Below are 26,173 nucleotides of genomic sequence, written 5' to 3' on the forward strand. Positions count from 1 at the left end.
TCCCTGTGTAAGAGGTGTCCAAGTGACGCTGCTATGTGCGGTATTCAAATATGCGGATATGATGGGGCCAGCAAACACCTCCTGCCATAATTAAGTTAACAGCGAAAGGAATCGGCATGCCCCGCATCAACATTGAGAAGCTGCTGCATGAAGTCGAAATTGACAAGGTAGCTGAGCGGTTGGGAATGGAGCTGCGAAATGAGTCAGCCACGCAAAAGCTTGCGTTATGCCCATTCCATAGCGATAAGACTCCCTCTCTTCTAATAGATACGAGTAGAGATAAATCTCCGCAGCATTTTCACTGTTTTGCTTGTGGTGAGCATGGAGATGCGATTGATCTGGTGAGAGGTGTTCTCAACCTAGACTTCAAAGGGGCGTTGGAATGGCTCTCCCCAAGTTACTCTAGTATTTCTATCCGAAAGGAGAGTGGGCGTAAGGATCTGAAGGTTGAGCAGTCAGAGACCCCAGGGCTAGAGCTTGCGTACAAGCTTTATAAAGTAAGCAATGATAAAGAGCGCCTAGCTACATGGGCTTCTAGTCGAAATTTGGACTTGGCTGCATTAGAAAAAGCAGGTTTCTTGTACGCACACAAAAACTCCCTTTCTAAACAGATATCGATTACAAAGCCGGCTGGAACTCAGCGAGAGTTGGCTGGAGCATTAGAAGAAGCGAGCCTCATTCGTAAGCTTCTTCCTAGTGTAGGTACTATAAATTACCATCTGAATTTGCAGTCCAGCCAAGATATCCGTTACGCGGATTTTTTTACTGGGGATCGTATTGTATTTCCGATAAGAGACGAGCAAAAAAAGCTGTTGGGTCTCGCAGGGCGTGCTTTAGATGATCAAACACCAAAATATTTATTTTCAAAGAGCTTCCCAAAATCTAAGGCGCTATTTCGTATAGAACAAGCCGCGAGTTCTATACGAAAGTCGGCCAAAGAAGGTAAAAAAGATCTTCGCTTGTATGTTTGTGAGGGTTTTCTTGATGCGCTGAAGCTGGAAGGTATAGGGCTGCCTGCAATAGCAGCAATGGGTATATCGCTCAGCAAAGAGCAAGTGCAAATTATCAAGGGAATAAGCGACTCTCTGCCTTCAAAGGTTGCATCTTTAACAATCTGCATTTGCTTTGATCGTGATGAGGCAGGGTTAAGGGGCGCTTCCGAAACCGCGCTTAAATTGCTAAGTGCTAATCTCGATGTGCTATTTATTTGGCCAACGGCCACTCAGATTAAGGGGGTTGGAGGCTCGACTCGCACTAAAGATCCGGATGAGTATCTTTCTGGATTGTCTGCACAGAATGCTCTGCTTCTTCTAAAAGACTCCACATACGAAAGTGGTATAGCGGTATTGGCAAATCAATTTGGAGTTGATGCTGACGACCTCTTGGAGGCACATCGTTGGGATAATGCCTCTCGCTCTAGAAAATATAGAGCGTTCGAGAAAGCGCGAACGGAGCTTCGAAAAATTGTTGGCAATACCCCTGAAACAATAAAAAAGCTTATCGAAGGTAATAAAAAAGGCACCTCTGTAGCTGCAATGGAGGAGTGGCTGCAATTTCTCAACGTCGATGTAGCGACTGAAGCCGCGGTATCGGAGTGTTATCTAACTAATTCTGATGCCCGGCTAAACCATGCCAGACTACTCGCGTATATGGGGTCGCGGAGAGGTGAGCTTCCTTGTGATGAGTCAAAGTGGGAACGGCTAGATGTCGCTGCCAGTGCGTTCAACATACTGCTTCATGAACGACTGTCTAATGAATTGAGTGAGCCTATTGGTCCATTCGAGGCTGTTTGGGTCCCTCGATCTTTCGGTTCAGATGAACCAAGGCTTAAGGTCATGCCTCAGCCCGAGGACTTAATAGTTCATCAGTACGTGTTGAATGAACTATTGACGGAGCGTTGGGATGCATCCGCTCTGGGAAGGACGAACTTCAGCCATTGTATTCCTGCAGTGCGTTACTATCGTGAAGAACGAAAAACAATAACTACCGGTCTGTCTAACGATTTGAAGCCGTTGGTTCTATCGGATCAGACATTGAGTTTCGCCTATCAGATTGATATGGAAGTCATTGAGGGCAGGCAGCCCGCCACGGATCAGGGGATGTTTCGTCCATTCCTAGACTGTTGGCGCGACTTTATGCAGTCTCTTAATAAGCAAGCCAAAGAAATAAAGTACGTATATGCTATTCGCCTCGATGTGAGTCGATACTATGACCGTATACGTCGACATGTTGTTAGAGATAGCATTCAGCCGCATATTGAAAAAGCACTGGAGTCTGTAGCGGGAAATGCACCGGCATTCGCAGAATTACTGAAAGCTCAAGCAGGAATGGGGCAGGCTGCTGATAAAGCTGCAAGTGTTGTCGAGCAGTTGTGTGATATGGTTTTTGGTTATCCATATCTACGTCCAGATAATGGGCGAATCAATCGTTCAGACCCATTGCGAGGTATCCCTCAGGGCCCTGTGATCTCTGCATGGTTAGGGTCTGTTGCCCTATTTCCCGTGGATCTTGCAGCACTTGAGTTGATGAGGAAATACAATGTAGATGAGGAGACTCATCTAGGTTACGCAAGGTACGTTGATGACATTATATTATTAGCTAGTAGCGCTGAGTTGTTGGAAGAGCTACGAGAAGTAGTAGACCTAAAGACACGGGCTTTAGATTTGGCATTGGTAGCCAAGGCCGACGCGATTCCTCCGATGACAGCGGAGGAGTTTTCTGATTATGCAAATCAAGGACGTGCGTTGGAGGCGTCGGGCCCCGCTTGGGAGCCGCCTTTAGCAGGTGATGGTGAAACAGGATGGGAGTTTTGGTCAGGTGCTCCTCCATCGGACAGACAGTCAGCTCTGCACCTATTATCGAACTGGGAAATATACAGGAGCTCAACAGACGTTGTTTTGCAAACTGTAAAGACATCGTTCTTAGCAATGGATTTGCGATCAAGCGAACTTGCAAAAGGCGCTAGGTTGCTTTGGTATGCTGTAGCATCTAAATTATCTGTTGCAGATTCGGAACCAGATTCGATTGCGGATAAAGCATGGAAGCTATATGAGAAGTATTGGAAAGAATGTACTGAGGACGCAGGGTGGAGTTTAGACTCCGATAGTTTTGGGTGGGAAGCCCCAAGCCTGTTCGCGTTAGAAGGGTTGGAAAAGCTTATTGACCATAAAAATAGCCTTCAGCTAGGTTTGAGTGCGTCAGAAAATGCTCTTCGGCAAAAGCGAATTTCTTATTTGGCAAAGGTCGTGCTTGAGGAAGAATTTAGACAGAATGTTCTAACTAGCGACTCAAAGCTCAAGTATCAACTAGAAAAAAGGTTGGATCTGCTTGAGTGGAAGGCGGCGAAATCTTGTGGGGTGCCAGTACGTAGAACTAAGACCTATGCAGAGCGGTCTATGTATGTACGCTCTTGGCTGCCTTTTGACTGGTTTCATGCGGCCGTAGAACAACTGATGTTGGCAAATCGGTGTTCTGAATCTGACCCGTTAAGCTCGTATGTGACGCAATATAAAGCTTTGGCGAGAAGCGTAGGGGAAGATAATAATGAATCGTATAAATTTTACCGATATTTCCTACCTTCGGACGGAAGTCCAGATGATCTAGAGTTTTTCGCTAAATCAGGGGCAAAGTATTTTGGTTTGGCTTTACAAGTCTTGGTTGCATTGATTCCGAGAGAGAGCATTATTAGTTTGCTCTCTAAGAGAGTTTGCTTGTTAAATTCTCTGGGAGCAGGAGGCAAACTCCTAATAATGCCTCCTCTTCCCGGTGTTAATCAAAGGCGAATGGTTGCATGTAAAGTAGATGATGGTACTACTGAAAATTTATGTAGTGTAAATTCATTTGAGTTTTATGACGTATTTTCTAAGGAAAATAGTCAATCTGATCTGGTTTTTTTTGGCGCTGAAAATGGAGTGGTTATAGCCGCGGTGCCTGAATGGGTTGTGGAGGAAAGCCCTAGCTCAGCATTGCTTAAAAAAGCTTCAGATTTACCAGTAGGTCTTAATCTATTTTTATTAGATAAACCACCGTCAGGAAAGTTTATTGTAAATGCCAACGTGTTGAGACGGGCTGCAAATCTCTACAGATCGTTAGTTTTGATGATGGCTGAGTACGAAAGGCAAAATGATGGCCTGGAGTTGATTCCGGCCTGGCCCTACATAGCGATTAATACGCCTGGTCAAGCTTCCTATCTTATATGCGAGGGCGTGCCAAAAGGAGAGGTGGGTAATAGGGCTTTTGTGAGAGATGGCGGCCGGGCATTGAGGACGATAGAGGTTCCAATCTATGAGGCTCAGCTATGGCGTGCTGGTGTAGCTCTAAGTGATTACTTAGGATTTCATGATGATATAGCCAAGTTTAGCTCATCCGAGTCAGAGGTGCCTTTAGATGAGGCAACGCTCGCAGAACCTTCTCATTACGTTTTGAGAAGCCAACTTCGAAAACTGAGAGGGGCGTTTGCCAACTCACAAATTGGGCGGCGCATAATACCTCACAGTTTTCTTCCGGCTAGCGTTGAAAGAGCTCTTGAGTTATTAGAAAAATTTCCCGATACAACTGATAATCCCCTTTTGCAATTGATGCATCTTCTCGCAACGGAAACTGAAACAGCGGGGATGTGGGTTCGCTATGAGAAGCATGTTGATTTAACAGAGTTAACTATATTTCTTCGGGCTGTTGCCGATAGAGTTCTGAGCAAATTACCTCTGAGCGTTGGCGAGGTCTTAGCCACTGCTCCAACCGCAACAATTGGGCTGCGACGGGATTTGGTTGGGATCTTAACCTTCACTAGAAGCTTGTGGTCAATGGACCAAGACGCTCAGATTTCTCCATTATTCGCATGGAGAACACTTCGATCAGGAGCAGTAAGCTCCGGTATCGCTGTTGCTTTGCAGGGTATTCTTGCCTCGCTCAGAAGCCATGGTGGATTTGCAAGATACGAGGGGTTTGATTTTCCCGTCGAGTGGGAGATTCCGCCCGCCAGCGTAGCTGTGGCGGATTCCGGGAGAACGGATACAAACATTGATGACAATATAAGTCTTCTGGATTTATTACGTTTGCTTGTCACGCATTTGGGTTACCGGATGAGGTTGGCAGATGATGGAAGTCCACAAATATCATCAGGTATTAGCAGCGCAATAGAAACAATTGCTGTAGCACTCGCAAGTATAAGTGCTAAAGATTTAAATGAGCCAGAGCCGACTGATTGGCCTTTCTTCGATGTTACAGAAAAGGCTCTGGATGTTCTTAATCTTGAGTTGCTAGAAACCGTCTGTAATATGGTTAAAGACTTGGATTCTGAGCTTGATCTTAAAGTGGTTCTGGTTATGGAGCAAGCTTATGGTTTCAATGCGCAAACCAAACGCTTTATGGACTCTAGGGGACTGGCTTGGGATATAAAGCCTTGGATGATCTCACAATATCCGTTGCGAGCTCGACATGTAGAGGAAAGCTTTGACTCTGATCGAAGAGTAGTTCGTGTATGGACAGAGGTTTACGATAGGAGTAGTGATCGACTGCTTTCGATTTCTGTTCTTGGTGAGCCATTTGCATCCATTGCGCTGTTAAAAACGCCTACAAATACTTCTGAAGATAATAGTGTTGTAGCAAAGGTCGGTAGTGATGAAGTTATCCCGGTAGCGGAAGTAGGGCAAGATACGCCTGTGGAGGTAGAAGACGCTGAGCCTCAAGAAGATATTTTTTCTCTGGAAGCGGGTGAAAATATCGATTCAAATGATCAATCTACCGAAAATCGCGCCCAGGACTTTGCTGAAAAAACTGAAGATAGACCCGTTGAAGTGGTACTTAGTGAGGCGACAATTAAAGCACGGGAAAACTCTTTCAAGTTGAGTCAGAAGGGGGCTTGGAGCGAACGAAAAAATAGTAGGAATTTAGGGCATGTGCGTGTTGCGTTTGTTCAGTGGGATCATCAAGAGCTAAGTTATGCTCATCCGATGGTTGAAGCTACGCCAAAGAAATGGCCTTTTAGTGCTGGCTGTAAATCCACAGTAATTAAAAAGCTAAGATATTTAAAAGACTCACCTTACGGTTCCCTTTTAAGCGCTACTGATGCAACTGGATTAAATCATCTTTGGAGAGAGAAGAAGATTTTGTTGCCAAGTTGGGTGGAGCACCGTCGTCGTAGGCTGCTACGTAGTGTTGTGGATGCCTGTGAATCTTTTGGTGTGGATTTGTTAATCTTGCCGGAATACTCGGTGCGTCCGGAAACAGTCAGATGGTTGAAGGATAAATGTTTACCTGGAAAAACAGTTGCTGTGCTAGCCGGAACTTACTTGGAGTTTGATTCTGAATCGATATTTCCTGCCAAAAGCGCGACTCTTAATCTTTTATGGCCTGTTCCGAAAGATATACGCGAATATCTGAAGCCCTCTGAAGGTCGAGGCGGTCTGAGTGTGGAATCTGCAAATGATGAAATTAGCAAAGGTATTGTTCTAAATTTAAGCCGGCCAAAAAAATATAGGTCGGTTGCGCTGAACGAGTTTATACATCCTGGAACACAACCCTTGGCGCCATTGTTTGTTCCTGGAAAAATAGTAGATAAATTACGTCTTGATTGGCAAATAAGTATTGAGGGCGTAGTGAAGTTGCTCGCCTACTCTGGTTTGCCTTTGGCGAATTGTATGGAGTTGATTTGTTCTGAGATATTTCTTTTTACGAGTCCCACGAATATTCCTGAGATGGCGAGGGACTACGCAGCTATGTGTTCGAGGTTTGGACTTGGGGTGTCTGAGGGTGATGTATGGGAGGATCTTAAGGGGCTTTCTAATTGGCTGTCAGTTTGTTCAAAAAACGGTGGGGTTGGCTCTCGAAGATCGATCATGATTGTTCCAGCTGCCACAACGCGTACCGCTGACTACTGGATAGCAGGTCAGGCTGGCCTGTTAGCAGCTGGTACAACTACCGTCTTTATCAACGGTGTCGGTTCAGGCTTGAAAGGCGGCAGTTGCTTTATCGGGCGAGAGAGTTGGAAATACGGAGGGGGAACACATGGGTACATCGAAAGCTTAACTCCATATCATGGTTGGTCGAAAGGTATTTATTACAATAGTAAGGACGACCCATTGAGTGACGGGGATCAGGCGTTGGTTATTGCGGACATAGACCCCCATAATATGCTTGAAGGCAAACCTCGCCCTCAAATGCTTCCTGTTCCTTTACAGTTGGTTGCCTATTTACCAATTGCAGAAACTGTCGATGAGAAAACACTTGATCGTAGGTTGTGCGCAGCGATTCCCTCCAGCGGCGAGTTATCCGATCCTGGTAATGTAGTGCGAGAACTTTCAGGGACGCTAAGAAGCCGGAGTTTATTTTGGCAGACTGTTGCGCAAGGCATAAATAATATAGATATTAAATTTTTCGAGGAATTTAGTAAGAATTTTTCTGATGAAAGAACAATGCAAGAAAGAGCAAAATCGTTTTTCAATAACGGTTATCAACAGCCGTTTTCATCTGTGGAAAAGCAAGATCTGCTATCTTCACCCGCGTTTTATGATTGGATTGATGCAGATATGACTTTGCGAGAAGGTGAGGAGTTACCGTTTATCTCAGTTCCTTCTTGGATCGAAGAATAGTAAAGATTGGAACAAGTGTTGGTGATTTTATGTGATAAACCACCTACTCAGTATTTTTCCTCGCTGCGTTAATGCTCCGGTATCTGATACAGAGCGCCGAGGTTGTAGAGTGATCACGGTATGTCCGCTTCTGGCCGGAGGCGGCCCTTTGGAGCGGCAGTTCTCGGCCAAAAGCGGACGCTTGCTGGGGCTTGCGCCTCGCCAAAGGCTGATATTCAAAATCCAAAATTGGAGCGAACTGCATATACCGGATGCAGATTCAGTGATGGCGCAATACAATCATCGTCAACACTGCAAGCACAAGGAGATGAGCCTTGCACATTTTGATCAACCGCGCCGCTTTACTCCGGGCCGAACTGCATCGCCCTCCGACTTTCAACCTGTTCACCTTACTGCGCAGTGGCTCTGATGAAGTGCGTCTGCACTCTCGCTACTTGGCCTTCTTGCTCAACCCCCAAGGCGCTCATGCGGCCGGTGGCAAACTGCTGCAATTACTGCTAGACGCATTGAATATCGAGGGTTTCGACTGCCACGACGTCACGGTGGAGGTTGAATACCGCAACGTCGACATCCTGATCCGTAACGCCAAACGGCAAGCGATCATCATCGAAAACAAGCTCTACGCCGAGGACCAGGAGGCTCAGTTATTTCGCTATCTGGAGACGCTTCAGGGCGAGGGCTACCAGACCTATCCGCCGGTCTACCTTACCCTGGATGGCCGCGATGCTGATCCCCGCAGTTGTCTGGGCATCGATTACCAACGTATCAGCTACGCCGCCGACATCCTGCCATGGCTGGAGCAATGCCAACCGTGGGTGATCCGCGAAGCTGCCGTGCGTGAAAGTCTGCTGCAATACATCGATCTCATCGCAAAATTGACCTTCCAGAACCAAGGACATGCCTACATGGACGCTATCAAGCAGACGTTACGTCAGGGCAACAACCTGCTCGTGGTTCGGGACTTGCAAAAAGCCTACTTCGAGACCTTGAAAGACCTGCAACTGGAACTCTGGCAAGCGGTTGCGCAGTGCATAGAGGTTAAATATCCCGAATTGCCCAAACCCTTCAAAGCGCCGACGGCGGCGATAATCGACCGCTACTACAGCGCGGTCCGGGATAATCGCCATTTTGGCCTTTTTTACGAGCTCGGCTCTGTATCAGGCGCGGTTTACATCGAACTCAATCACCGCTTTTACTGCGGTTATTACTGTGATGCCGAGTCCCATCCGCATGATTACAGCCGCCTGGATGCACTGACGGCGCTGTTAGAAAACAACGGAGTGAGTAGCAACGGTTTGCTATGGCGCTACACCACTGAACTCAACATGAAAAATCCCAGCGATGAGCATTTGATGGTACTGACCAACCCTGAAAAGAGAGCTCGCATGGCGGAACGCATGGCTGACGATTTATACGACCTCTGGTCGAGTGTTAGTAGGGTTTGCGACGTGCAGAGTCGTGATTGATCGAATGAATCTACCCCTGCTTTGTAGAAATTCGATAGACCAGTTCTGGCCGCTTTCTGCAAGTCGGGATCTTTAAACTAGATGGTCAGGTTTGGTGCGTGATGCAGATACCACCGCTAATTACGTAAAACGGGCGCCTTCAGGCGCCCGTCGTTCCATCAGCTTTCAACCTGCGCCTGAAGCCGCCGACCAATAACCTCCAACAAATCACACCCATCCCGCAACGGAATCACCAAAAGCTGTGCAAAGTCCGAAAGCACTACCGTATCGCTAGTGATTTCAGAGCGAAACGCAATGTTCTCCAGTACCTGAGTCACCACACGGATGCGGTAATCAGCTGTCGCGTGTAGTACGTCAAGCGGGGCTTGGGTGTCGATGAGCAGGGAAGCGGGAGTGCAGTCGATGCCGGTGATGGGTGTGTATCTTTGCATGGGATTGCTCCAATTGATTTAAAGGGCTGATCCGATACGCAGGTCGCCAAACCTGATCACCCTATTCGGCGATGGGAATGACTATAGATTTCACCGGACACGACGGGCAAGACACCAGCTTCCGATAGCCTTGTAGGAATCGAGACAGTTTTTTGCCAGAGATAACCGGGCAGACAGAGGCGCAGTCAAACCTGATCGACACTGGACAGTTGCCCGGGGGGATCTACCGTCGCGAGCGGCCCGGAGTCATCGAGCCAGATGCTTTGATTAATCAAGGAGAGGGGACATGGAAAAATGGACGCTGCACTGGCTGGAGGCCTCGGGAAGTCTTGCCGAGTTTCGCCACGAACTGGTTGATGAGTTTGACGCCGCCTACGAAGCCATTGCTCGCCTGATGCCCCCGCCGCGACTCGATGTCCTGATTCAGCGGCTACCGGGCGAAACCATTCCGGAAATGGGCCTGGTAGGACGGGCGTATCGCAGCTCCATGTTTACCATGACCCTTGATCCCGACAATCCGAGTTTCTTTTCCAGCCTGCGCACCGGCGCACTGCGTCGCCATGTTGTTCATGAGGTTCACCATTGCCTGCGCATGGGCGGCCCTGGTTATGGTTGGACGTTAGGCGAGGCTTTGGTCAGCGAAGGGCTTGCCGGTCAGTTTGTTCGGCATGTGCTTGGTAGCGATCCGGAGCCTTGGGAGCATGCCATCGGATCTGCCGATCTATTGCGCTCACCGGTTGGGCTGCAAACTCTTGAATCCAGGTATTACGATCACAACGAGTGGTTCTTCGGTGTCGGCGACAAACCCAAATGGCTCGGTTACTCGTTGGGCTATCAAATGGTCGGACGTTGGCTTGCATCGAGGGGCGAAACTGATATTTCGACCTGGGTCAACGCACCTGCAGCAGACATCATGGCCAGCGCGCTGGAGGAAGGTTTGGTGTTGGCTGAGTCCTGAATGCTTGCCGCAACTTTTCAATTACCTGGTTGATAGAGGGCCCTTGGATCGTCGGCGGCGTGGGGCTCTCACCGAATTCACGCCAGATGAACAACGTCAGCTCTGCACCATCGGTCAATGTCTGGGCGTTTTCTTGAGTCCCGAATGTCTCCAGCAGCCTGTACCGCGCATCTTTCCAGAACAGTGCCTCGACCCAGTCGTACACCGGGATGAAATGGAAGTGGATGGGGTAGCGGGGATCGTGGCCGAAGCGGCTGATGTACAGCCATTTGGGGTTCAGTTGTGTTTCAAGAACGCTCTGGATGTTTGCCATCAGGCCACCCAGTTCTGCGAGTGCGGGTTCGGGCAATTGCGCCAATGAATTAACGTGATGCTTGGAGCCGAGCATGAGGTAGCCGGGCAGGGCGGAGGCCAGGTGGTGGTTGACTAGCCAGTGGGTGGTTTCGTGGAGGATGAAGTGGGGGGCTAATTTCAAAGCTGACTCCCTGTTAATTTGAAAATCTTCGTTTCTCAGGATGATCGGGTATTGGGACTGCTTCGCAGTCCAGCGGGGATAAATCCCCTCGCCACAGGGGAGAGTGCTGCAACCAGACTTCGAACTCCGTTTGCAACATCGTCAAAAATGCTTCTCTGGCAGGATGCCTCCCAGCGTTTTCATGCCAGTAAAAAAGGTTATCGATGCCCGTCAGCTCGGGAAATTCATACCCTGTCCAACCCGCCCCTTGGCGATATTGCTCATAGATCCCCCGAGGCACCAGCGACACGCCAGCACCCGCGCTGACACACCCAACAATAGCCCCATAACTGGCAATGCTGGTGATCGGTTGCACCTGACCATGACGCAGCAGCCACTGTTCCAACGCCAAGCGGTACGGACAGCCCGTGGGCCACATGAAGATCGCCTTGCCTTGCAGATCGGCGGCGCTGCGCAACGGGCCGTGGGACTCGGAGGCGATGAGCACCAGGTCTTCGCGGTACATCACGGCTCGCTTGAGTCCAGGCCGTTCGATGTCCACCGCGACGATCACGCCGTCGAGCCGGTGATGCTGGATATCGTCCAGCAACTGCGCCCAGGTGCCGGTGCTCAGTTCCAGTGACACCTGCGGATACTTCGCGTGGTATTTGGCGAGCAACTGGGGCAGGCGGCCGGTGGCGCTGGACTCGATGGCGCCGATACGCAGTGGGCCACTCGGTGCGCGGGTGGGGGCGACTGCGCGGCGGGCCTCTTCCGTCAGGCTCAGGATTTTGGTCGCGTACTCCAGAAACACTTCGCCCGCCGGGCTGACCCGCAGCCCGCGGCCTTCGCGGAAAAACATCGGCGTGCCGAGTTCCCGTTCCAGGGCCTTCAGGCGTGCGGTGATGTTGGACGGCACGCAGTGCAGCACTTCGGCGGCGCGGGCGATGCTGCCGGTGTCGCAGACCGTCTTGAGCATGCGCAGTTGGGACAGTTCCATAGCTCACCAAAAGTGAATGGTGGGCTGAGTTTAAGTCACTTGTGCTGAGGTGGGGTGGTTTCGATACTTCGAGGCAAATCGGCCAGTGAGCAGGAACTCTAGATGGAAACGCGTTTTGCGCGGGTTGAAGGTTCCTCCGGCAAAACCGATGTGAAGGTTTTCCTGGCGACGCTGTTGGTGATCGTTTGCTGGGCCTATTCGCCGATTGGCATTCGCATTGGCTTGCAGGCTTATGAGCCGGGTCAACTGGCGTTGGTGCGTTTTCTCATCGCGTCAGTGTTCATGGGCTTCGTTGCGATGGTGAAGGGTATTTCCTGGCCACGTCTCAGGGATTTGCCGTTGCTGGCGGTGTTGGGTTTCTTTGCCGTCAGCTTGCACCACATCGCCCTCAATTACGGCCAGCGGGGCGTCAGCGCCGGGGCGGCCAGTGTGCTGGCCCAGTCCACGCCGTTGTTCAGCACGTTGCTGGCGCATTTTGTCTTCAAGGACAGGGTCAGTGGTTGGCAATGGGGCTGTGTGCTGTGCGGCTTGCTTGGCGCAGGCGTGGTGGTCGCGGGGGATCGCGGCTTGGGTGACATGGACGCCCATGGGCTATTGATCCTGTTGGCGGCGCTGTCCTGGAGTGTGTATTTCGCTTTGCAGAAGCGCCATGCCCATCGTTATGACGGTTTGACCGTGGTTTGCTACACCGTTTGGTCGGGCACGATTCTGTTGTTCATTTTTGCGCCGGGGGTGTTGAGCGCGGGGCGACAGGCTTCGGCTTCGGTGAATCTGGCGGTGTTGGTTCTCGGTATTTTTCCCAGTGCGTTGGCGTACCTTGCTTGGGCTTACGTGTTGGCGCACAGCAACGTGAGCCGCGCTTCCATGGCGCTTTACCTGATACCGCCCACGGCGATGTTGATGGCTTCTTTGGTGCTGGCTGAGCGCCCCTCAGTGATGGTTATTGTGGGGGCGGTGATTGTGTTGATGAGTGTGGTGGCGTTGAGGCTTGAGCCGGGGAGTGGGGCAAAAGTCGGTTGATGCTGTCGTGGGTTTAGACAATGAAGGGGATGTTGTAGCGGCTTTTTTTGGGGCTGCTGCGCAGCCCAGCGGGAGCAAGCTCCCTCGCCACAGGGTGTGTTGCGGCTACAACTTTTTCCATCCTCGTCCATCGGTCGTGCGGTAGGTTCCCCCAGTGGTGGCGGGCCCTTGAAAACGAGCTCAGGTGGCGCGTCGAGCAGGGCGGTTTAGCTGGTCCGGCTCTGAACCGTACTCACAAGCCGCTAGCAGGCCCATGGCGAGAACCAGGCACGCTTGCCAGACACCCTGCGGCATTACTTCTTGACCGGGTAATCCTCCCCCCAAATCCGCACCGTGCTGACCGCCTCGTTCATGCCTTCGAACACGAACTTCTGGCGCACGGCGGTCTTCGGCGGGATGGTGACTTCGTCCGGGTTGTCCAGGCCGGTGAGGCGGTTGGAGTAGCCCGCCTGGTCAATGGCCAGCAGCACGCCGGTCTGGCCGAGGTTGACCACGCGCAGTTGGGTGTCGGTGCTGTTCTTGAAACCGAGGGTAATGCTGACGTTTTCGTCGCTGGGTTCGAGCTTCAACACTTCAACGGCGATGCGGTCTTTCATTTGCTCGCCGGAGGAAATGATCGCGGCGCCATCGGTGCCTTGGGCTGATTCGCGGCCATCGAGCACGCCTTCGCTAACGCCGCCCAACAGGTTCTTGCCGGCGGTAATGAACGTTGAAACGGCGGCTTTGGTCGAGTCCTTGATGAGGCTGCCGTCGGTTGGCTCGCCTTCGGCAAAGCACAGGGAGCTGAGCAGGAGGCTGGAGACGAAGAGGGTGGTGCGTGACGGCAGAAAAGTCATACCTGGATCCTTGAGGGTGGCCTGCGACATCGCCTGTCAGAAGGGCGAGCGGCAATCATAGCCGTGATCGAGGACCGTTAGCGATTTACCTGCTTGAGTTTGCGGTCGTGCGCGGCGGCCCAGTCTCGGGTTAATCGCATTGAGCAAGCCCTGTGCTGGCCTGGGGTGCGCGTCTGATCCGTACTTTCCTGCCTCAGGTGCCTCTGTAACGCGCCCAGTCCCCACCCCAGAATAACAACCCGTTGGCCTATCGGACGGCCCGTGTACTGCAATTTCTTGATTCAGGAGTGCTCATGGCGAAGATGGCGATTTTTTTAGGTGGGTTTTTGGCACTGACGCTTTTGATCGGCGTACTGGCGACGATTTCGCCGGTATAGGCAAGGTGGTTGGCGCTTTTTCCTGGCGACGACGTGACGATTTCATTGAACACTGCGGTGCCCATAACGACTAATCCCCAACAGGCCACTTGATTTGCGCAAGGGATCAAGCGGCGTTTGACCTGGCGCGGCTCCATCACTCATGCGCAGCCGCAGGACTTCAAGGGTGGGGCGATGATTGAGGGTTTCGAGGCGTTTTTCACGGGGTACATGATTCTAGGTATTTCACTGGCTAGCTGGATCTTTGCATGTTGTGCAGCTGTGCTCAGCTACGTGCTTGCAAAAACCGCGATCCGGTTTGTGTTCAGGAGAATCCAGGCGAGGGCGAAGGCGGGCAATGGACATCTCAGCTACATTGCCAGCCAAGTGCTGTCGGCGACCAGTAACACGCTGCTGTTATTGGCGTCGATTCTGATCGGTATAGGCATCCTGGATTTGCCTGAACGTTGGCTCAGTCGCGTCAGCAGCCTTTGGTTCGTGGTGGCCGCGCTACAGGTCGGCTTATGGACGAACCGAGCGTTGGCGCTGTTGCTGCATCGCTATTTCTCGGTCCATGGTGCGAACGGGACATTTCAGGCAAGTGCCTTGGCGACCCTGAGCCTCTGGGGCGCAAGGGTGCTCCTGTGGGCGGTGATCCTGCTCGCGATGCTCTCGAACGTTGGCGTTAACATCACGGCTTTCGTGGCGAGCCTCGGTGTCGGTGGTATCGCCGTGGCACTGGCGGTGCAGAATATTCTTGGCGATGTGTTCGCCTCGCTGTCGATCGCCGTTGACAAGCCATTCGAGGTCGGCGACTTCATCGTGGTGGGTTCGCTTGCCGGTACGGTGGAGCACGTTGGCCTGAAAACCACCCGGATACGAAGCCTGGGGGGCGAGCAAATCGTCATGGCCAACGCCGATATGATCGGCAGCACCATCCAGAACTACAAGCGGCTGCAGGAGCGTCGGATCGTCTTCGAGTTTCGCCTGACTTATGAGTGTTCAACCGAACAGATCAGGCAGATCACGCAACGGGTTGAAGCGATCATCAGGAATGAAGACAAAGCCCGGTTCGACCGGTGTCATTTCAGAAGTTTTGGCGAGAGCGCCCTGGAATTCGAGACGGTGTATATCGTTCTGGACGCCAGTTACAACGTCTACATGGACGTCCAGCAACGGATCAACCTGGCGATAATGGAAGCGGTTGCAGCGCTCGACACGCAGTTTGCGTTCCCGTCACGCATGGTCCATGTCGCTTCATTGCCCGAGTCTGCGGCACTGCGCCCGGTCACACAGCGTTCGTCGCGTGCCGGGCATGCTTGATTCACTCCCTGGCTATCGATGCAAGATTACCTGGGCAATCTCCTGTAACCCCATCACCCGTTGCGCGGCATTGAGCTTGATCGCTTCCTTGGGCATGCCGAAGACCACGCAGCTGGCTTCGTCCTGGGCCACGGTGCTGGCGCCGGCGTCGAGCATTTCCTTCAGGCCGCGGGCGCCGTCGTCGCCCATGCCGGTCATGATGATGCCGGTGGCGTTGCGGCCGGCGAACTTGGCCACGGAGCGAAACAGTACGTCCACCGAGGGCCGATGGCGGTTGACCAGCGGGCCGTCCACCACTTGCACGTGATAGAACGCCCCGCTGCGGGTCACCATCATGTGTTTGCCGCCCGGTGCGATGAGCGCCAGGCCCGGGTGGATGCGGTCGTTGTTGCGGGCTTCGCGCACTTCGATCTGGCACAGGCTGTTGAGCCGGGCAGCGAACGAAGCGGTGAATTTTTCCGGCATGTGCTGGACGATGACGATGCCCGGGCTCACCCGGGGCAGGGCGGTGAGCACCGCTTCCAGGGCCTGGGTGCCACCGGTGGAGGTGCCGAGGGCGACGATGCGTTCGGTGGTCTGGGCCATGGCGTGGCCGTTGGCGGCGGGCAGCATGGCGTCTGCCGTGAGTTTGGTCGCTGGCGTCAACGCCGCCGGGGCCGGGCGCTTGCCCAGGTTGCGCACGTTGACCTGGGCGGCGGCGCGGATCGCCGAGACCAGTTCCGGCGCTGATTCCAACAGAAAGTTCTTCAGCCCGGTGGTGGGCTTGGTGATGATTTCCACCGCGCCAGCCGCCATCGCTTGCAAGGTGGTTTCCGCACCCCGGGGCGTCAGGGACGAGCAGATCACCACCGGCGTGGGCCGCTCGCTCATGATTTTTTTCAGGAAGGTGATGCCGTCCATGCGCGGCATTTCCACGTCCAGCACGATCACGTCGGGCCACTCCTTGGCCAGTTTGTCCATGGCGAAAATCGGGTCGGACGCCGCGCCCATGACGTGGATGTCCGGCGTGTCGCTGAGGATCGCCAGCAACACCTGGCGAACCACGGCAGAGTCATCCACCAGCAGTACATTGATCTTTTTTGACATGGTCAGTGCCGGGTCCTTATGGGTTGGTGCCTGACCCACACATCGCCGCTGCACAGGTCGAAGATGATGCTGCGGTGGCCAGTGCTGCCCATGTCCTGGGCGATCAGGTCGAGGCGATAGAGGGCGGCCATTTCCAGCGCGGCGTTGACGTTCAGCCGCGCCACATCGCCGTAGGGCACATGGCGCTGCAGCTCGGGGAACATCTCGCCGCCGCCGAACAGCTTGAGTTGGTAATCCTCGGGGTCGGTGTGGTGCGCCCGGGCCTGGAGGATGAACAGTTCGATGGCTTCGTCGGCGTAGAGGCCGTTCAGTGCGGTGGAGCAGCGCACCCGACTGGGCAACATGAAGTGGCACATGCCGCCGATCCGCCGCTCGGGATGCCACAGCGTGATCGCCACGCAAGAACCGAGGATCGTGCGCAGGCGGGTCGGACAGGTGGCGAAGCGAAATTCCCCCGGCGCCAGGTACACCTCGGCCACGTCCCTGATGGCGGCGCTCATGGTTTGCGGTAGATCGAGGGCGCCACCAGTTTCAACGCATCGGACACACCGTTGAGGCTTTCCGAGTGGCTGACGATGAAGTACCCGCCGGGCTTGAGCCGCGGCAGCAGGCGGGCAACCACTTTGCTTTTGGTGGGCTGGTCGAAATAGATCATGACGTTGCGCAGGAAGATCACGTCGAACTCTCCCAGCTCCGGCAAGGTGTCGTTGAGGTTGACCTGGATGAAGTTGACTCGGCTGCGCAACGCCCGGTCGATGAGGAACGTGCCTTGCTGGCTGCCGGTGCCCTTGAGGCAGTATTTCACCAGCAGCGGCTGGGGCAGGGTACGGGCGCGTTCCATCGGGTAATGCCCCGAGCGCGCCTTGGCCAGCACCTGGCTGCTGATGTCCGAACCGATGACTTCCCAAGGCGTGGTGCCCAGCCCTTCGGCCAGGGTCATGGCCAGGCTGTAGGGTTCTTCCCCCGATGAGCTGGCCGCGCTCCACAGGCGGAAGGTCTTGCCGGGCGTGGCGTGGGGCAGTACGTGTTGGCGCAGGAAGTCGAAATGCTTGGGCTCGCGGAAAAAGTAGGTCTCGTTGGTCGTCAGCAGGTCCAGCGCCACCTGCAATTCATCGGTGCGCTGGCCGTTCATGATCAACTTGAAATACTCGCCGTAGCTGTCCAGTCCATAGTGCTTGAGGCGCTTGAACAAACGCCCGGCCACCAGGGCTTTCTTGGCCTCGGACAGGCTGATGCCCGCGGCTTGGTACAGCCAGGACTGGAACTGGCCGAACTCTCGGTCGGTAAGCGCCTGCGCGTTCAGCGTGCGTTCCTTGCAGGTATCGGCGTTCACGGGGCATCCACTTCCAGCACGTTCGGGCTGGCTTCGGCGAGTTGGGACATTTCGTCGATGGACAGTACGCGGTCCACCTCCAGCACGATGACGAACTTGCCATCGACCTTGGCCATGCCACTGATGAAGTCGGCACGGATCTTCGCACCGAAGCTCGGTGGCGGCTCGATCTGCGAGGCCGGGATTTCCAGCACCGCCGACACCGTGTCCACCAGCAAGCCGATGTCCTGGGCGAGGCCGTCAGCGCTGGACGCTTCGATGATCACCACGCACGAACGCCGGCTGATCGCCGAATTCGGCCGGCCGAAACGGGCCGACAAATCCACCACCGGCACCACCGCGCCCCGCAGGTTGATCACCCCGCGCACGAAGGCCGGCATCATCGGCACCACGGTGAGGTTGCCGTACTCGATGATTTCCTTGATGCACAGGATGCCGATGGCAAACATCTCCGTGCCGAGCATGAACGTCAGGTATTGCGCTTCTTCCTCGACCGCGAGGGCGGTTTGACGTGTGGTCGCGATGGCGCCCATTGCCTTTTCTCCTTTAAGCAAACCTGTGGAACCGGGCCATCAGAACCGGGTGAACTCGGATTCGTCCGGGGCGCTGGCCATGTTGTAGGCAAATGCCTTGGGCATGACCGGTGCCGGCGTCCGGGCCGGTTTGCGGCTGGACGGGCCGGGGGTGTTGTCGATCCGAGCGACCTGGACGGCGGATTTGGGCGGCGTGTCCAAGGTGAAGAAACTCATGGCCTGTTGCAGTTGTTCGGCCTGGCTGCTCATTTCCTCGGCGGTGGCGGCCAGTTCTTCGCTGCTGGAGGCGTTCTGTTGGGTCACCTGGTTGAGCTGGGTCATGGCGGTGTTGATCTGCGCCACGCCGGCAGCCTGTTCTTCGGAGGCGGCGCTGATTTCCTGCACCAGGTCCGAAGTCTTGTTGATGGAGGGGACCATCTCGTTGAGCAGGTTCCCGGCCTTTTCCGCCATGTCGACGCTGCTGGAGGACAGCTCGCCGATTTCCTGGGCAGCCACCTGGCTGCGTTCGGCCAGCTTGCGCACTTCGGCGGCGACCACTGCGAAGCCTTTGCCGTGTTCGCCGGCACGGGCGGCTTCGATGGCGGCGTTGAGCGCCAACAGGTTGGTCTGGTAGGCGATGTCGTCGATGATGCTGATGCGCTGGGCGATTTTCTTCATCGCCACCACGGTCTGCTGCACGGACTCGCCGCCGTCGGTGGCTTCCTTGGCGGCCTTGCTGGCCATGCCGTCAGTCACCTTGGCGTTCTCGGTGTTCTGGTTGATGCTGGCGCTCATCTGCTCGATGGAGGCACTGGTTTCCTCGACGCTGGCCGCCTGTTCGCTGGTGGCCTGGCTCATCGACTGCGCGGTGGCGCTGACTTCTTCGGAGGCGCTGGCCAGGTTGTCCGCGGCGTTACGCACTTCGCCGATGATGTGCGAGAGCTTGCCGACCATGTTCTGCATGGCGTTGAGCACCATGCCGGTTTCGTCCTTGGAGCCGCCTTCGATTTTTGCGTTCAGGTTGCCTTCGGCCAATTGTTCGGCGACAACCGCCGCCTGTTTCAACGGACGGGAGATGATGCGCGAGATGAACAGCGCCAGGCCCAGGCCCACCAGCAGGGCGGCAACCAGCACGGCGATGATCGACAGGCGTGCGTTTTCATACAGCTTGGTGCCGTGTGCACTGGCGACATCAGCGCCAGCCGCGTTGAGCTCGACCAGTTTTTGCAGGTCGCCGGTCACCAGGTCGAACCGACGCTTGGACTCGCCCTTGAGCATCGCATTGGCCTGCTCGGCCAGGTTCTGCCGCGACAATGCGAGGAGGTCTTTGCTGACCGCCAGATAAGCAGCCCAGTCGTTGCGGGTGGTGTCGAATACCTGCCGATCTTCAGCGCTGGAGAGCAGTTTTTCGTAGGTGTCCAATCGCGTGTCGAAGGCCTTCTTGGCTTCCTCGGCCTCTTGCTCGAGGGTGACGCGCTCTTGCTCGGAGTCGGCGACAATGTGGCGGTTTTCCTTGAGGCGATAGCTCGCCGCATAGAAGCGCATACCCGAGGCGGCGCGCATGGACGGCATCCAGTTTTCACGGATGTCGAGGGCGGTGTGGTTCACCTGGCCCAGTTGAATAATCGAGAACACCCCCATGACGGCGGTCAGCGCCAGCACCACAAGAAATGAAGTGATCAGTTTGGTGGCGATTCTAAGGTCGTAGAACCATTTCATTGGGAAGTACCTCTCCATGGAGTTGCTAAAAGCGTCAGCGAGCGTTGGCTTGTTGTAGTTGAGTCGGGTTGAAGCGGTTTTCGGCCTGGGCGATCTGGGTGAGCAGGGCCGGTACGTCGAGAATCAACGCCACGGCGCCACTGCCCAGGATGGTCGAGCCACTGATGCCGCGAAGGGCGCCAAACAGCTTGCCCAGCGGCTTGATCACGGTCTGGAATTCACCCAGCAAGTCATCCACCACCAGCCCGGCCTTGAGTTCGGCGTAGCGCACCACCACCACGTTCTGCCGACGCGCGGGCGGGCCTTCATGGTTGAAGTGATCGCGCAGGTAGACCAGGGGCAGCACCTCGCCGCGCAGGTCGAGGTAGCCTTGTTCGCGGCTGGCGAGCCCATCGTCTTCGCTCAGCTCGATGCATTCCTGGACCATGTCCAGCGGAATGACATAAGTCGACTGACCGATACCCACCAGGAATCCATTGATGATCGCCAGGGTCAGCGGCAGGCGGATGCGCACCACGGTGCCCTTGCCGGTTTGGCTGTCGAGGTCGACGGTGCCGCGCAGCAGGGTGATGTTGCGCTTGACCACGTCCATGCCCACGCCACGCCCCGACAGGTTGGTCACGGCCTGGGCGGTAGAGAAGCCAGGTTCGAAAATCAGGTTGTAGATTTCCTGGTCGGTGGGGCTGGCACCCTGGGGTACCAGGCCACGTTCCTGGGCTTTTTCCAGGATCCGGTCGCGGTTCAGGCCGGTGCCGTCGTCGGCGATTTCCAGCACGATGCTGCCGGAGTCGTGGTACGCATTGAGATGCAGGTGCCCCTTGGCCGGTTTGCCGGCGGCCAGGCGGGCCTCGGCGGTTTCAATGCCGTGGTCCATGGCGTTGCGCAGCAGGTGCATCAGCGGGTCGCCGATTTTTTCCACCACGGTCTTGTCCAGCTCGGTCTCGGCGCCGCTGATGATCAGGTCGATGTCCTTGCCCAGCTCCTGGCTGACATCGCGCACCACCCGACGGAAGCGGTTGAAGGTTTCGCCGATGGGGATCATGCGCAGGCGCAGGGCGCCGTCGAGGATTTCTTCCACCAGCCCGGAGACGGACGAGGTGGCTTCCTGCAACGGGTCGTTGTGGCAGGTGCGGGCCAGCAGGCTCGCACCGGCGCTGGCGATGACCAGTTCGCCCACCAGGTTGATCAACTCGTCGAGCTTGTCGGCATTGACCCGCACGTAGGTGCCGTCCTTGCCTTTGCTGTCGCTGGTCACCGGCTGTTTGTCGGTGGCGATCTGGGCGGGCATGCGCGGTGTCTTGCGCTGGTCGCCGAGCAATTCGCCGGTGGCGACCAACGCGGTGTTTTCCTCGGGCGGCTCCGGCGAGGTCGTGACCAGGCCAGTGTTTCCCTGTGGTGCGGCGGCGTCATCGATGGCAACGATGTCGATTTCGCAATCTTCCCGGACGAAGTCGAACACTTCGTTGATCGCGCTGTGACTGGCGGCCGAGCGAAACGCGATGTCGAAGCCCAGGTAGCAGGACTCGGCGTCCCAGGCCTCGGCGGCGGGCAGGGCGTCGGTCAGGGTGGCGATGTCGACGATTTCACCCAGGGTTTGCAGGTAGCGCAGGAACGACAGCGGGTCCATGCCGTTGCGGAACACGTCCTGGCCGAAGCGCAGGGAGATGTGCCAGAGGCGTGTTTCTCCGGGTTCGCTGGTGTTGGTTTCAGGGGCTGGCGTCGGGGCTGCGGCGGGCGAGGGCGCCTGGTACTCCTGCAGGATCTGGCACAGCTCCACTTCCCGTTGCAGGGCCGGCGGCGGCAGCGTTCCGCCCTGGTTGGCGGCCACGTTGATCAGTTCCAGCATGTGATCGCTGGACTTGAGCAGCACCGCGATCAGGCCGGCGTCCACCTCGACGCTGCCGTTGCGCAGGCGATCGAGCACGTCTTCGACGATGTGGGTGAAACTGACGATCGGTTCCAGGCCGAACAGCCCGGCCGAACCCTTGATCGTGTGGGCCGCCCGGAAGATCGCGCCAATGGCGTCATCGTCACCAGGGTCGGTTTCCAGGTGCAGCAGCGACTCTTCCATCGCCTGCAACTGTTCCCGTGCCTCGACGATGAAGGTCTGTTGTGCCTGATCGAGATTGATGCTCACGCTCATATCCTTTGTCGTGTCCGACGTATTGCAGTCCTAGGCAACCAGGTTGCACAGGGCAAGTGTTTCCGTGACGGCCTTGCTTTGGCCGGTCAGGCTCAGTTGAGTCCCGGCCCTGGAGGCCTCGCGCTGTACCATCAGCAGCAGTTGCAGGCCGGCGCCGTCCATCTCGGTGATCTGCGACAGATCCAGGGCCATCCGCGGTGTTGCGCCCAGGTGCGGCAACCATTGCGCAGACAGGTCGGCCGCGGTGTAGATCGTCAGCTCGCCGTCGATGTGCACCTGGGCGGTGTCATCGTTTGTTTCGTAGTGCAACGGCATCTAAGCCTCCGGCCATCAAGGAAGAATCAGCTTGGAGACCGCCGCCAGCATCTGCGCCGGCTGGAACGGCTTGACCACCCAGGCTTTGGCCCCAGCAGCCTGGCCTTCCTGTTTCTTCGATTCCTGGGATTCGGTGGTGAGCATGATGATCGGGGTGAACTTGTAGCTGGCCAGCTTCTTGACCTCCTTGACGAAGGTGATGCCGTCCATGTTGGGCATGTTCACGTCGCTGATGATCAGGTGCACTTTCTGGCCGTTGAGCTTGCCCAGGGCGTCCCTGCCATCGCTGGCTTCGATCACGTCATAGCCGGCACTTTTCAACGCGATGCCGACCACCTGCCGAACGCTCGCGGAGTCGTCGACAACCAATACACTTTTAGCCATGAACGGCTCTCCTAAAAGAAGGTTATTTCCTGTGAAGTCTGTTGCGCGCTCGAGTCGCCGTGGTGATTGCGGCGTTGCTCGTCGGTGGCGTAAGTGGTTTCCATGCGCGCCAGCCATTGGCGGGCGTCGATGGAAACAGCCTGTTCGGGCGACTGACTGGCCTGCTGCAAGTGCACATGCAGGTCCTCGATGTTGTCGCGCACGTGGCTGAGGATCTGGCTGACCCGGTCCTGGAATTGCAGGCTGACCAGCACCTCGGTGAGTTCATCGCGGATGCCGAAGCTTTCCCGTTGCAGCATGTCGGCCGAGTCGGCCAGCCGGCCAGTGACACTCTTGAAGCGCTCCAGCACCTGCTGGATGCTCTGCTCGGAGGCGCTGACGGAATGGCTGTCCTGGTCGGCACCGCTGGACGCGGCATGGACCAGTTGGGTGATGGCGGTGTTGATGATGTCGACCTTGGCCGACATCTGCTGGCCGGTCTCGCTGGACTTGCTCGACAGGCTGCGCACGGCGTCGGCCACCACGGCAAAGCCACGCCCGGCTTCGCCGGCACGGGCGGCTTCAATGGCGGCGTTGAGGGCGAGCAGGTTGGTCTGCGCGGCAATCGCCGCGACGTCGGCGGCCATGGTCCGCAGCTCGCCGGTATAAGCCGTCAGGTTGCGCACCTGGGCCAGGGTTTCGTCGCGGCTGGCCTGGGTGGCCTTCAGGGAATCGATGACCTTGACCAGTTCGCCTTCGCTCTGGGCCAGCACCTGCACGGCACCGCCGTTGCTCTGGCCGGCCAGTTCACCGGCGGCCAGTTGCGAGGCTTGCACGGTGTCTTCCAGGCGCGACGAAATGCCGGTGAAGCGGCTGGTCAGGGAGACGATCGCGGTTTCGGTCTGCTGCCGGGAGCTTTCGACTTGCTTGGCCCAGATCGGCATGGCACCGAGAATGACTTCGTTGAATTGTGCGTGGGTTTTATGAGCCTGGTGCTCGCTGCCTTGCAGGTCGTGGTCGGCCATGGCGGCGGCGAGGGCGCTGTCGAACTGCTGGCGTTGCGAGCGTGCAGCCCACACGCCAACCCCGGCGCCCAAGGCCAGGATCGCCACGCTCAAGCCGATGTTCGATGCACTCGCGCCATTGAGCGCGAGCACGCCAACGCTCGCGGCAATGGCCACCAGCACGGCACTCCAGAGGATGCGCGGTTGTGGTTGGGAAAGGGAATGACCGTGAGAATACGACGTCATGGTTCGGTCCTTGAACAGTGTTGCTAACAGGTTATTTGCGAATAACTGGTTATCTGCGACCCTTACTCGGACTTTAAGACCGGCTGTCCGATTCCGGTATTGCGGTAGGCATTGGCCTACCCAGTACGTGGCACTGTGCCTTCAGATTAGACGCAGTCTGGGAAATGTCGAATGGCCCCGACGAAGGTATAAGCCGCGTGGCGGGAAGTGCGCGCAGAGGGGCTTTTGTGGCGAGGGAGATGGCTTAAGGGGCCTTTGTGGCGAGGGAGCTTGCTCCCGCTGGAGCGCGAAGCGGTCCCAAAAGCGGCTGGCGAGGTCAGCCTGATACACGGCGTGTCCAGGTTTCGGGGCCGCTGCGCAGCCCAGCGGGAGCAAGCTCCCTCGCCACAAGAGCTACAGAGCCACAAGAGCCACAGAGCCACAAGAGCCACAAGAGCCACAAGAGCCATAAGAGCCATAAGAGCAGCCTGCGCCGAATCTTCTGAAACGAGTTGTATGGATTGAGCTAAATTACCGGCACCCGGATTTTCAAACCTGCCATCAGAGCTCCCATGCCCACCCAGCCTCTCTGGAAAACCTATCTCCTGTTCCTGCTTCCCATGGTCCTGTCCAACTTCCTGCAGTCCATGTCCGGCACGCTCAACAGCATCTACATCGGCCAGATGCTGGGGACCCAGGCGTTGGCAGCGGTGTCGGGCATGTTTCCCATCGTGTTTTTCTTTATCGCGTTGGTGATCGGCCTGGGCGCGGGGGCCGGGGTGTTGATCGGGCAGGCCTATGGCGCCGGCGAAACCGGCAAGGTGAAGGCGATTGCCGGGGCGACCTTATTGCTGGGGGCGATCATCGGCCTGGCGGCGGCGGTGCTTGGCAGTGTCTTTGCGCGGGAGGCGTTGCAGGGGCTCGGCACGCCGGCCGATGTGCTGGAGGACGCCGTTTCCTATGCCCGGGTCATGCTGTGGATCTTGCCGATGTTGCTGGTATTCGTGCTGTTCACCCAACTGCTGCGCGGGGTGAGCGATACGGTGTCACCGATGTTGGCGCTGCTGGTGTCCACCAGTGTCGGGCTGCTGCTCACGCCGGCGTTGATTCGCGGCTGGCTGGGTTTGCCCCAGATGGGCATCCAGAGCGCGGCATGGGCGGGGCTGGTGGGGACGACGTCGGCGATGCTGATGCTGGCGTGGCGCCTGAATCGTCGCGAGCATGCCCTGGCGCCGGACCGTGCGTTGTTCGCCGCGATGCGCCTGGACAAGGACATCCTTGGCAAAGTGCTGCGCATTGGCCTGCCCACAGGGTTGCAGATGGTGGTGATTTCGTTGTCAGAGTTGGTGATCCTCGCGCTGGTCAATCGCCACGGTTCCGAGGCCACGGCGGCCTACGGCGCGGTGACGCAGATCGTCAACTACGTGCAGTTTCCGGCGCTGTCGATTGCCATCACCGCCTCGATCCTCGGCGCCCAGGCCATCGGTGCCGGGCGCCTGGAGCGCCTGGGGCCGATCCTGCGCACGGGGCTGGCGATCAACCTCTGGCTCACCGGTGGGCTGGTGCTGCTGGGCTACCTGTTGTCCCACTGGCTGTTGGGGCTGTTCATCACTGACCCGGCGGCGCGGATCCAGGCCGAACACCTGCTGCATATCATGCTTTGGAGCTTGCTGGTGTTCGGTTTCCAGGCAATCGTTGGCGGCATCATGCGCGCCAGCGGCACGGTGCTGGCGCCGGTCGCCATTTCGATCTTCTGCATCGTCGCCGTGCAAGTGCCGGCGGCGTATCTGCTGGACGCCCGCTTCGGGCTGCAAGGGGTGTGGATGGCGTTTCCGGTGGCTTACCTGAGCATGCTGCTGTTGCAGACGCTGTACTACAAGCGGGTGTGGCAGCATCAGCCGATCGAGCGGTTGGTGTAGATCGCTGCTGTGTGACACAACTCAAATCCAAATGTGGGAGCGGGGGGGGGGGGGGGGTGGGGGGGGGTGTGGAAATCAAAAAAAAAGGAGAGGAAACCGGGGAACGGCACGAACCGCCGCC

20 protein-coding genes are annotated in these 26,173 nt (G+C 56.2%); 6 read left to right on the forward strand and 14 right to left on the reverse strand.

The features are described from left to right. The first annotated feature begins 116 nt into the window (after positions 1-116). Complete coding sequence (locus tag ACIPQ1_RS01790) at positions 117-7,589, forward strand: CHC2 zinc finger domain-containing protein (protein ID WP_446533463.1); 7,473 nt, start codon at positions 117-119, stop codon at positions 7,587-7,589. Between the two features lie 314 nt (positions 7,590-7,903). After that, positions 7,904-9,055, forward strand: coding sequence for a PDDEXK-like family protein (locus ACIPQ1_RS01795; RefSeq protein ID WP_446533464.1), 1,152 nt, complete (start codon positions 7,904-7,906; stop codon positions 9,053-9,055). 158 nt (positions 9,056-9,213) lie between these two features. Here ACIPQ1_RS01795 and ACIPQ1_RS01800 read toward each other — a convergent pair whose 3' ends face one another. Beyond that, on the reverse strand, positions 9,214-9,486 hold the full coding sequence (locus ACIPQ1_RS01800; RefSeq protein WP_018601122.1) for a hypothetical protein: 273 nt from the start codon (positions 9,484-9,486) through the stop codon (positions 9,214-9,216). A gap of 286 nt (positions 9,487-9,772) precedes the next feature. On the opposite strand from ACIPQ1_RS01800, the gene ACIPQ1_RS01805 reads away from it, so the two are divergent. After that, entirely contained in the window at positions 9,773-10,444 is a 672-nt protein-coding gene (locus tag ACIPQ1_RS01805; protein WP_446533465.1) for a DUF2268 domain-containing putative Zn-dependent protease, read from the forward strand. On the opposite strand, the gene ACIPQ1_RS01810 is transcribed toward ACIPQ1_RS01805, so the two are convergent. Beyond that, positions 10,398-10,919, reverse strand: a complete 522-nt coding sequence (locus ACIPQ1_RS01810) for an HIT family protein (protein WP_446533466.1) — start codon at positions 10,917-10,919, stop codon at positions 10,398-10,400. The two genes, ACIPQ1_RS01805 and ACIPQ1_RS01810, sit on opposite strands and share 47 nt — an antisense overlap. Before the next feature lie 13 nt (positions 10,920-10,932). Next, positions 10,933-11,898 (reverse strand): LysR family transcriptional regulator, encoded by a 966-nt coding sequence (locus tag ACIPQ1_RS01815; RefSeq protein ID WP_446533467.1) that lies wholly within the window; start codon positions 11,896-11,898, stop codon positions 10,933-10,935. Positions 11,899-12,000: 102 nt separating this feature from the next. Here ACIPQ1_RS01815 and ACIPQ1_RS01820 point away from each other — a divergent pair, with 102 nt between their 5' ends. After that, positions 12,001-12,918, forward strand: a complete 918-nt coding sequence (locus tag ACIPQ1_RS01820; RefSeq protein WP_411387168.1) for a DMT family transporter — start codon at positions 12,001-12,003, stop codon at positions 12,916-12,918. A 293-nt stretch (positions 12,919-13,211) separates the two neighbouring features. Here ACIPQ1_RS01820 and ACIPQ1_RS01825 read toward each other — a convergent pair whose 3' ends face one another. Both ACIPQ1_RS01825 and ACIPQ1_RS01830 read right to left on the reverse strand, forming a co-directional pair. Continuing rightward, positions 13,212-13,754, reverse strand: coding sequence for a hypothetical protein (locus ACIPQ1_RS01825; RefSeq protein WP_446533468.1), 543 nt, complete (start codon positions 13,752-13,754; stop codon positions 13,212-13,214). A 247-nt stretch (positions 13,755-14,001) separates the two neighbouring features. Beyond that, the gene (locus ACIPQ1_RS01830) at positions 14,002-14,196 is read right to left on the reverse strand and encodes a hypothetical protein (RefSeq protein ID WP_186709262.1); all 195 of its coding nucleotides are present in this window, start codon (positions 14,194-14,196) and stop codon (positions 14,002-14,004) included. Between the two features lie 109 nt (positions 14,197-14,305). Here ACIPQ1_RS01830 and ACIPQ1_RS01835 point away from each other — a divergent pair, with 109 nt between their 5' ends. Beyond that, positions 14,306-15,433: a mechanosensitive ion channel family protein gene (locus ACIPQ1_RS01835; RefSeq protein WP_446533605.1), complete on the forward strand. Its 1,128-nt coding sequence runs from the start codon at positions 14,306-14,308 to the stop codon at positions 15,431-15,433. Positions 15,434-15,445: 12 nt separating this feature from the next. Here ACIPQ1_RS01835 and ACIPQ1_RS01840 read toward each other — a convergent pair whose 3' ends face one another. Genes ACIPQ1_RS01840 through ACIPQ1_RS01880 form a run of 9 tightly spaced genes read right to left on the reverse strand, consistent with a single transcriptional unit; the run spans position 15,446 to position 24,154 of the window. After that, positions 15,446-16,519 carry a protein-glutamate methylesterase/protein-glutamine glutaminase gene (locus ACIPQ1_RS01840; protein ID WP_186709264.1) on the reverse strand — a complete coding sequence of 358 codons (1,074 nt, stop codon included), beginning with the start codon at positions 16,517-16,519 and terminating at the stop codon, positions 15,446-15,448. A 2-nt stretch (positions 16,520-16,521) separates the two neighbouring features. Next, a complete protein-coding gene (cheD, locus tag ACIPQ1_RS01845) occupies positions 16,522-17,019 on the reverse strand; it encodes a chemoreceptor glutamine deamidase CheD (protein ID WP_250964943.1) in 498 nt (165 codons plus the stop codon). Beyond that, on the reverse strand, positions 17,016-17,852 hold the full coding sequence (locus ACIPQ1_RS01850; protein WP_186729691.1) for a CheR family methyltransferase: 837 nt from the start codon (positions 17,850-17,852) through the stop codon (positions 17,016-17,018). Before ACIPQ1_RS01850 ends, cheD begins: the two co-directional genes overlap by 4 nt. Continuing rightward, a complete protein-coding gene (locus ACIPQ1_RS01855; RefSeq protein WP_446533469.1) occupies positions 17,849-18,385 on the reverse strand; it encodes a chemotaxis protein CheW in 537 nt (178 codons plus the stop codon). Before ACIPQ1_RS01855 ends, ACIPQ1_RS01850 begins: the two co-directional genes overlap by 4 nt. A 39-nt stretch (positions 18,386-18,424) precedes the next feature. Next, entirely contained in the window at positions 18,425-20,083 is a 1,659-nt protein-coding gene (locus ACIPQ1_RS01860) for a methyl-accepting chemotaxis protein (protein ID WP_446533470.1), read from the reverse strand. A gap of 34 nt (positions 20,084-20,117) precedes the next feature. Continuing rightward, positions 20,118-22,220, reverse strand: coding sequence for a chemotaxis protein CheA (locus ACIPQ1_RS01865; protein WP_446533471.1), 2,103 nt, complete (start codon positions 22,218-22,220; stop codon positions 20,118-20,120). A 36-nt stretch (positions 22,221-22,256) separates the two neighbouring features. Then, positions 22,257-22,541, reverse strand: coding sequence for an STAS domain-containing protein (locus ACIPQ1_RS01870; protein WP_446533472.1), 285 nt, complete (start codon positions 22,539-22,541; stop codon positions 22,257-22,259). Positions 22,542-22,556: 15 nt separating this feature from the next. Next, complete coding sequence (locus ACIPQ1_RS01875; protein ID WP_186709275.1) at positions 22,557-22,925, reverse strand: response regulator; 369 nt, start codon at positions 22,923-22,925, stop codon at positions 22,557-22,559. A gap of 11 nt (positions 22,926-22,936) precedes the next feature. Beyond that, on the reverse strand, positions 22,937-24,154 hold the full coding sequence (locus ACIPQ1_RS01880) for a methyl-accepting chemotaxis protein (RefSeq protein WP_250964936.1): 1,218 nt from the start codon (positions 24,152-24,154) through the stop codon (positions 22,937-22,939). A gap of 551 nt (positions 24,155-24,705) precedes the next feature. On the opposite strand from ACIPQ1_RS01880, the gene ACIPQ1_RS01885 reads away from it, so the two are divergent. Beyond that, entirely contained in the window at positions 24,706-26,052 is a 1,347-nt protein-coding gene (locus ACIPQ1_RS01885; RefSeq protein ID WP_411387174.1) for an MATE family efflux transporter, read from the forward strand. Positions 26,053-26,173: the final 121 nt, after the last annotated feature.

The sequence above is a fragment of the Pseudomonas sp. LARHCG127 genome (assembly GCF_052871455.1).

Coding starts and splice junctions, on each gene's coding strand:
- ACIPQ1_RS01885 (WP_411387174.1), top strand. CDS start 24,706: ATGCCCACCCAGCCTCTCTGGAAAACCTATCTCCTGTTCCTGCTTCCC.
- ACIPQ1_RS01880 (WP_250964936.1), bottom strand. CDS start 24,154: ATGACGTCGTATTCTCACGGTCATTCCCTTTCCCAACCACAACCGCGC.
- ACIPQ1_RS01820 (WP_411387168.1), top strand. CDS start 12,001: ATGGAAACGCGTTTTGCGCGGGTTGAAGGTTCCTCCGGCAAAACCGAT.
- ACIPQ1_RS01875 (WP_186709275.1), bottom strand. CDS start 22,925: ATGGCTAAAAGTGTATTGGTTGTCGACGACTCCGCGAGCGTTCGGCAG.
- ACIPQ1_RS01840 (WP_186709264.1), bottom strand. CDS start 16,519: ATGTCAAAAAAGATCAATGTACTGCTGGTGGATGACTCTGCCGTGGTT.
- ACIPQ1_RS01855 (WP_446533469.1), bottom strand. CDS start 18,385: ATGGGCGCCATCGCGACCACACGTCAAACCGCCCTCGCGGTCGAGGAA.
- ACIPQ1_RS01800 (WP_018601122.1), bottom strand. CDS start 9,486: ATGCAAAGATACACACCCATCACCGGCATCGACTGCACTCCCGCTTCC.
- ACIPQ1_RS01835 (WP_446533605.1), top strand. CDS start 14,306: ATGATTGAGGGTTTCGAGGCGTTTTTCACGGGGTACATGATTCTAGGT.
- ACIPQ1_RS01860 (WP_446533470.1), bottom strand. CDS start 20,083: ATGAAATGGTTCTACGACCTTAGAATCGCCACCAAACTGATCACTTCA.
- ACIPQ1_RS01825 (WP_446533468.1), bottom strand. CDS start 13,754: ATGACTTTTCTGCCGTCACGCACCACCCTCTTCGTCTCCAGCCTCCTG.
- ACIPQ1_RS01805 (WP_446533465.1), top strand. CDS start 9,773: ATGGAAAAATGGACGCTGCACTGGCTGGAGGCCTCGGGAAGTCTTGCC.
- ACIPQ1_RS01790 (WP_446533463.1), top strand. CDS start 117: ATGCCCCGCATCAACATTGAGAAGCTGCTGCATGAAGTCGAAATTGAC.
- ACIPQ1_RS01830 (WP_186709262.1), bottom strand. CDS start 14,196: ATGGGCACCGCAGTGTTCAATGAAATCGTCACGTCGTCGCCAGGAAAA.
- ACIPQ1_RS01815 (WP_446533467.1), bottom strand. CDS start 11,898: ATGGAACTGTCCCAACTGCGCATGCTCAAGACGGTCTGCGACACCGGC.
- cheD (WP_250964943.1), bottom strand. CDS start 17,019: ATGAGCGCCGCCATCAGGGACGTGGCCGAGGTGTACCTGGCGCCGGGG.
- ACIPQ1_RS01870 (WP_446533472.1), bottom strand. CDS start 22,541: ATGCCGTTGCACTACGAAACAAACGATGACACCGCCCAGGTGCACATC.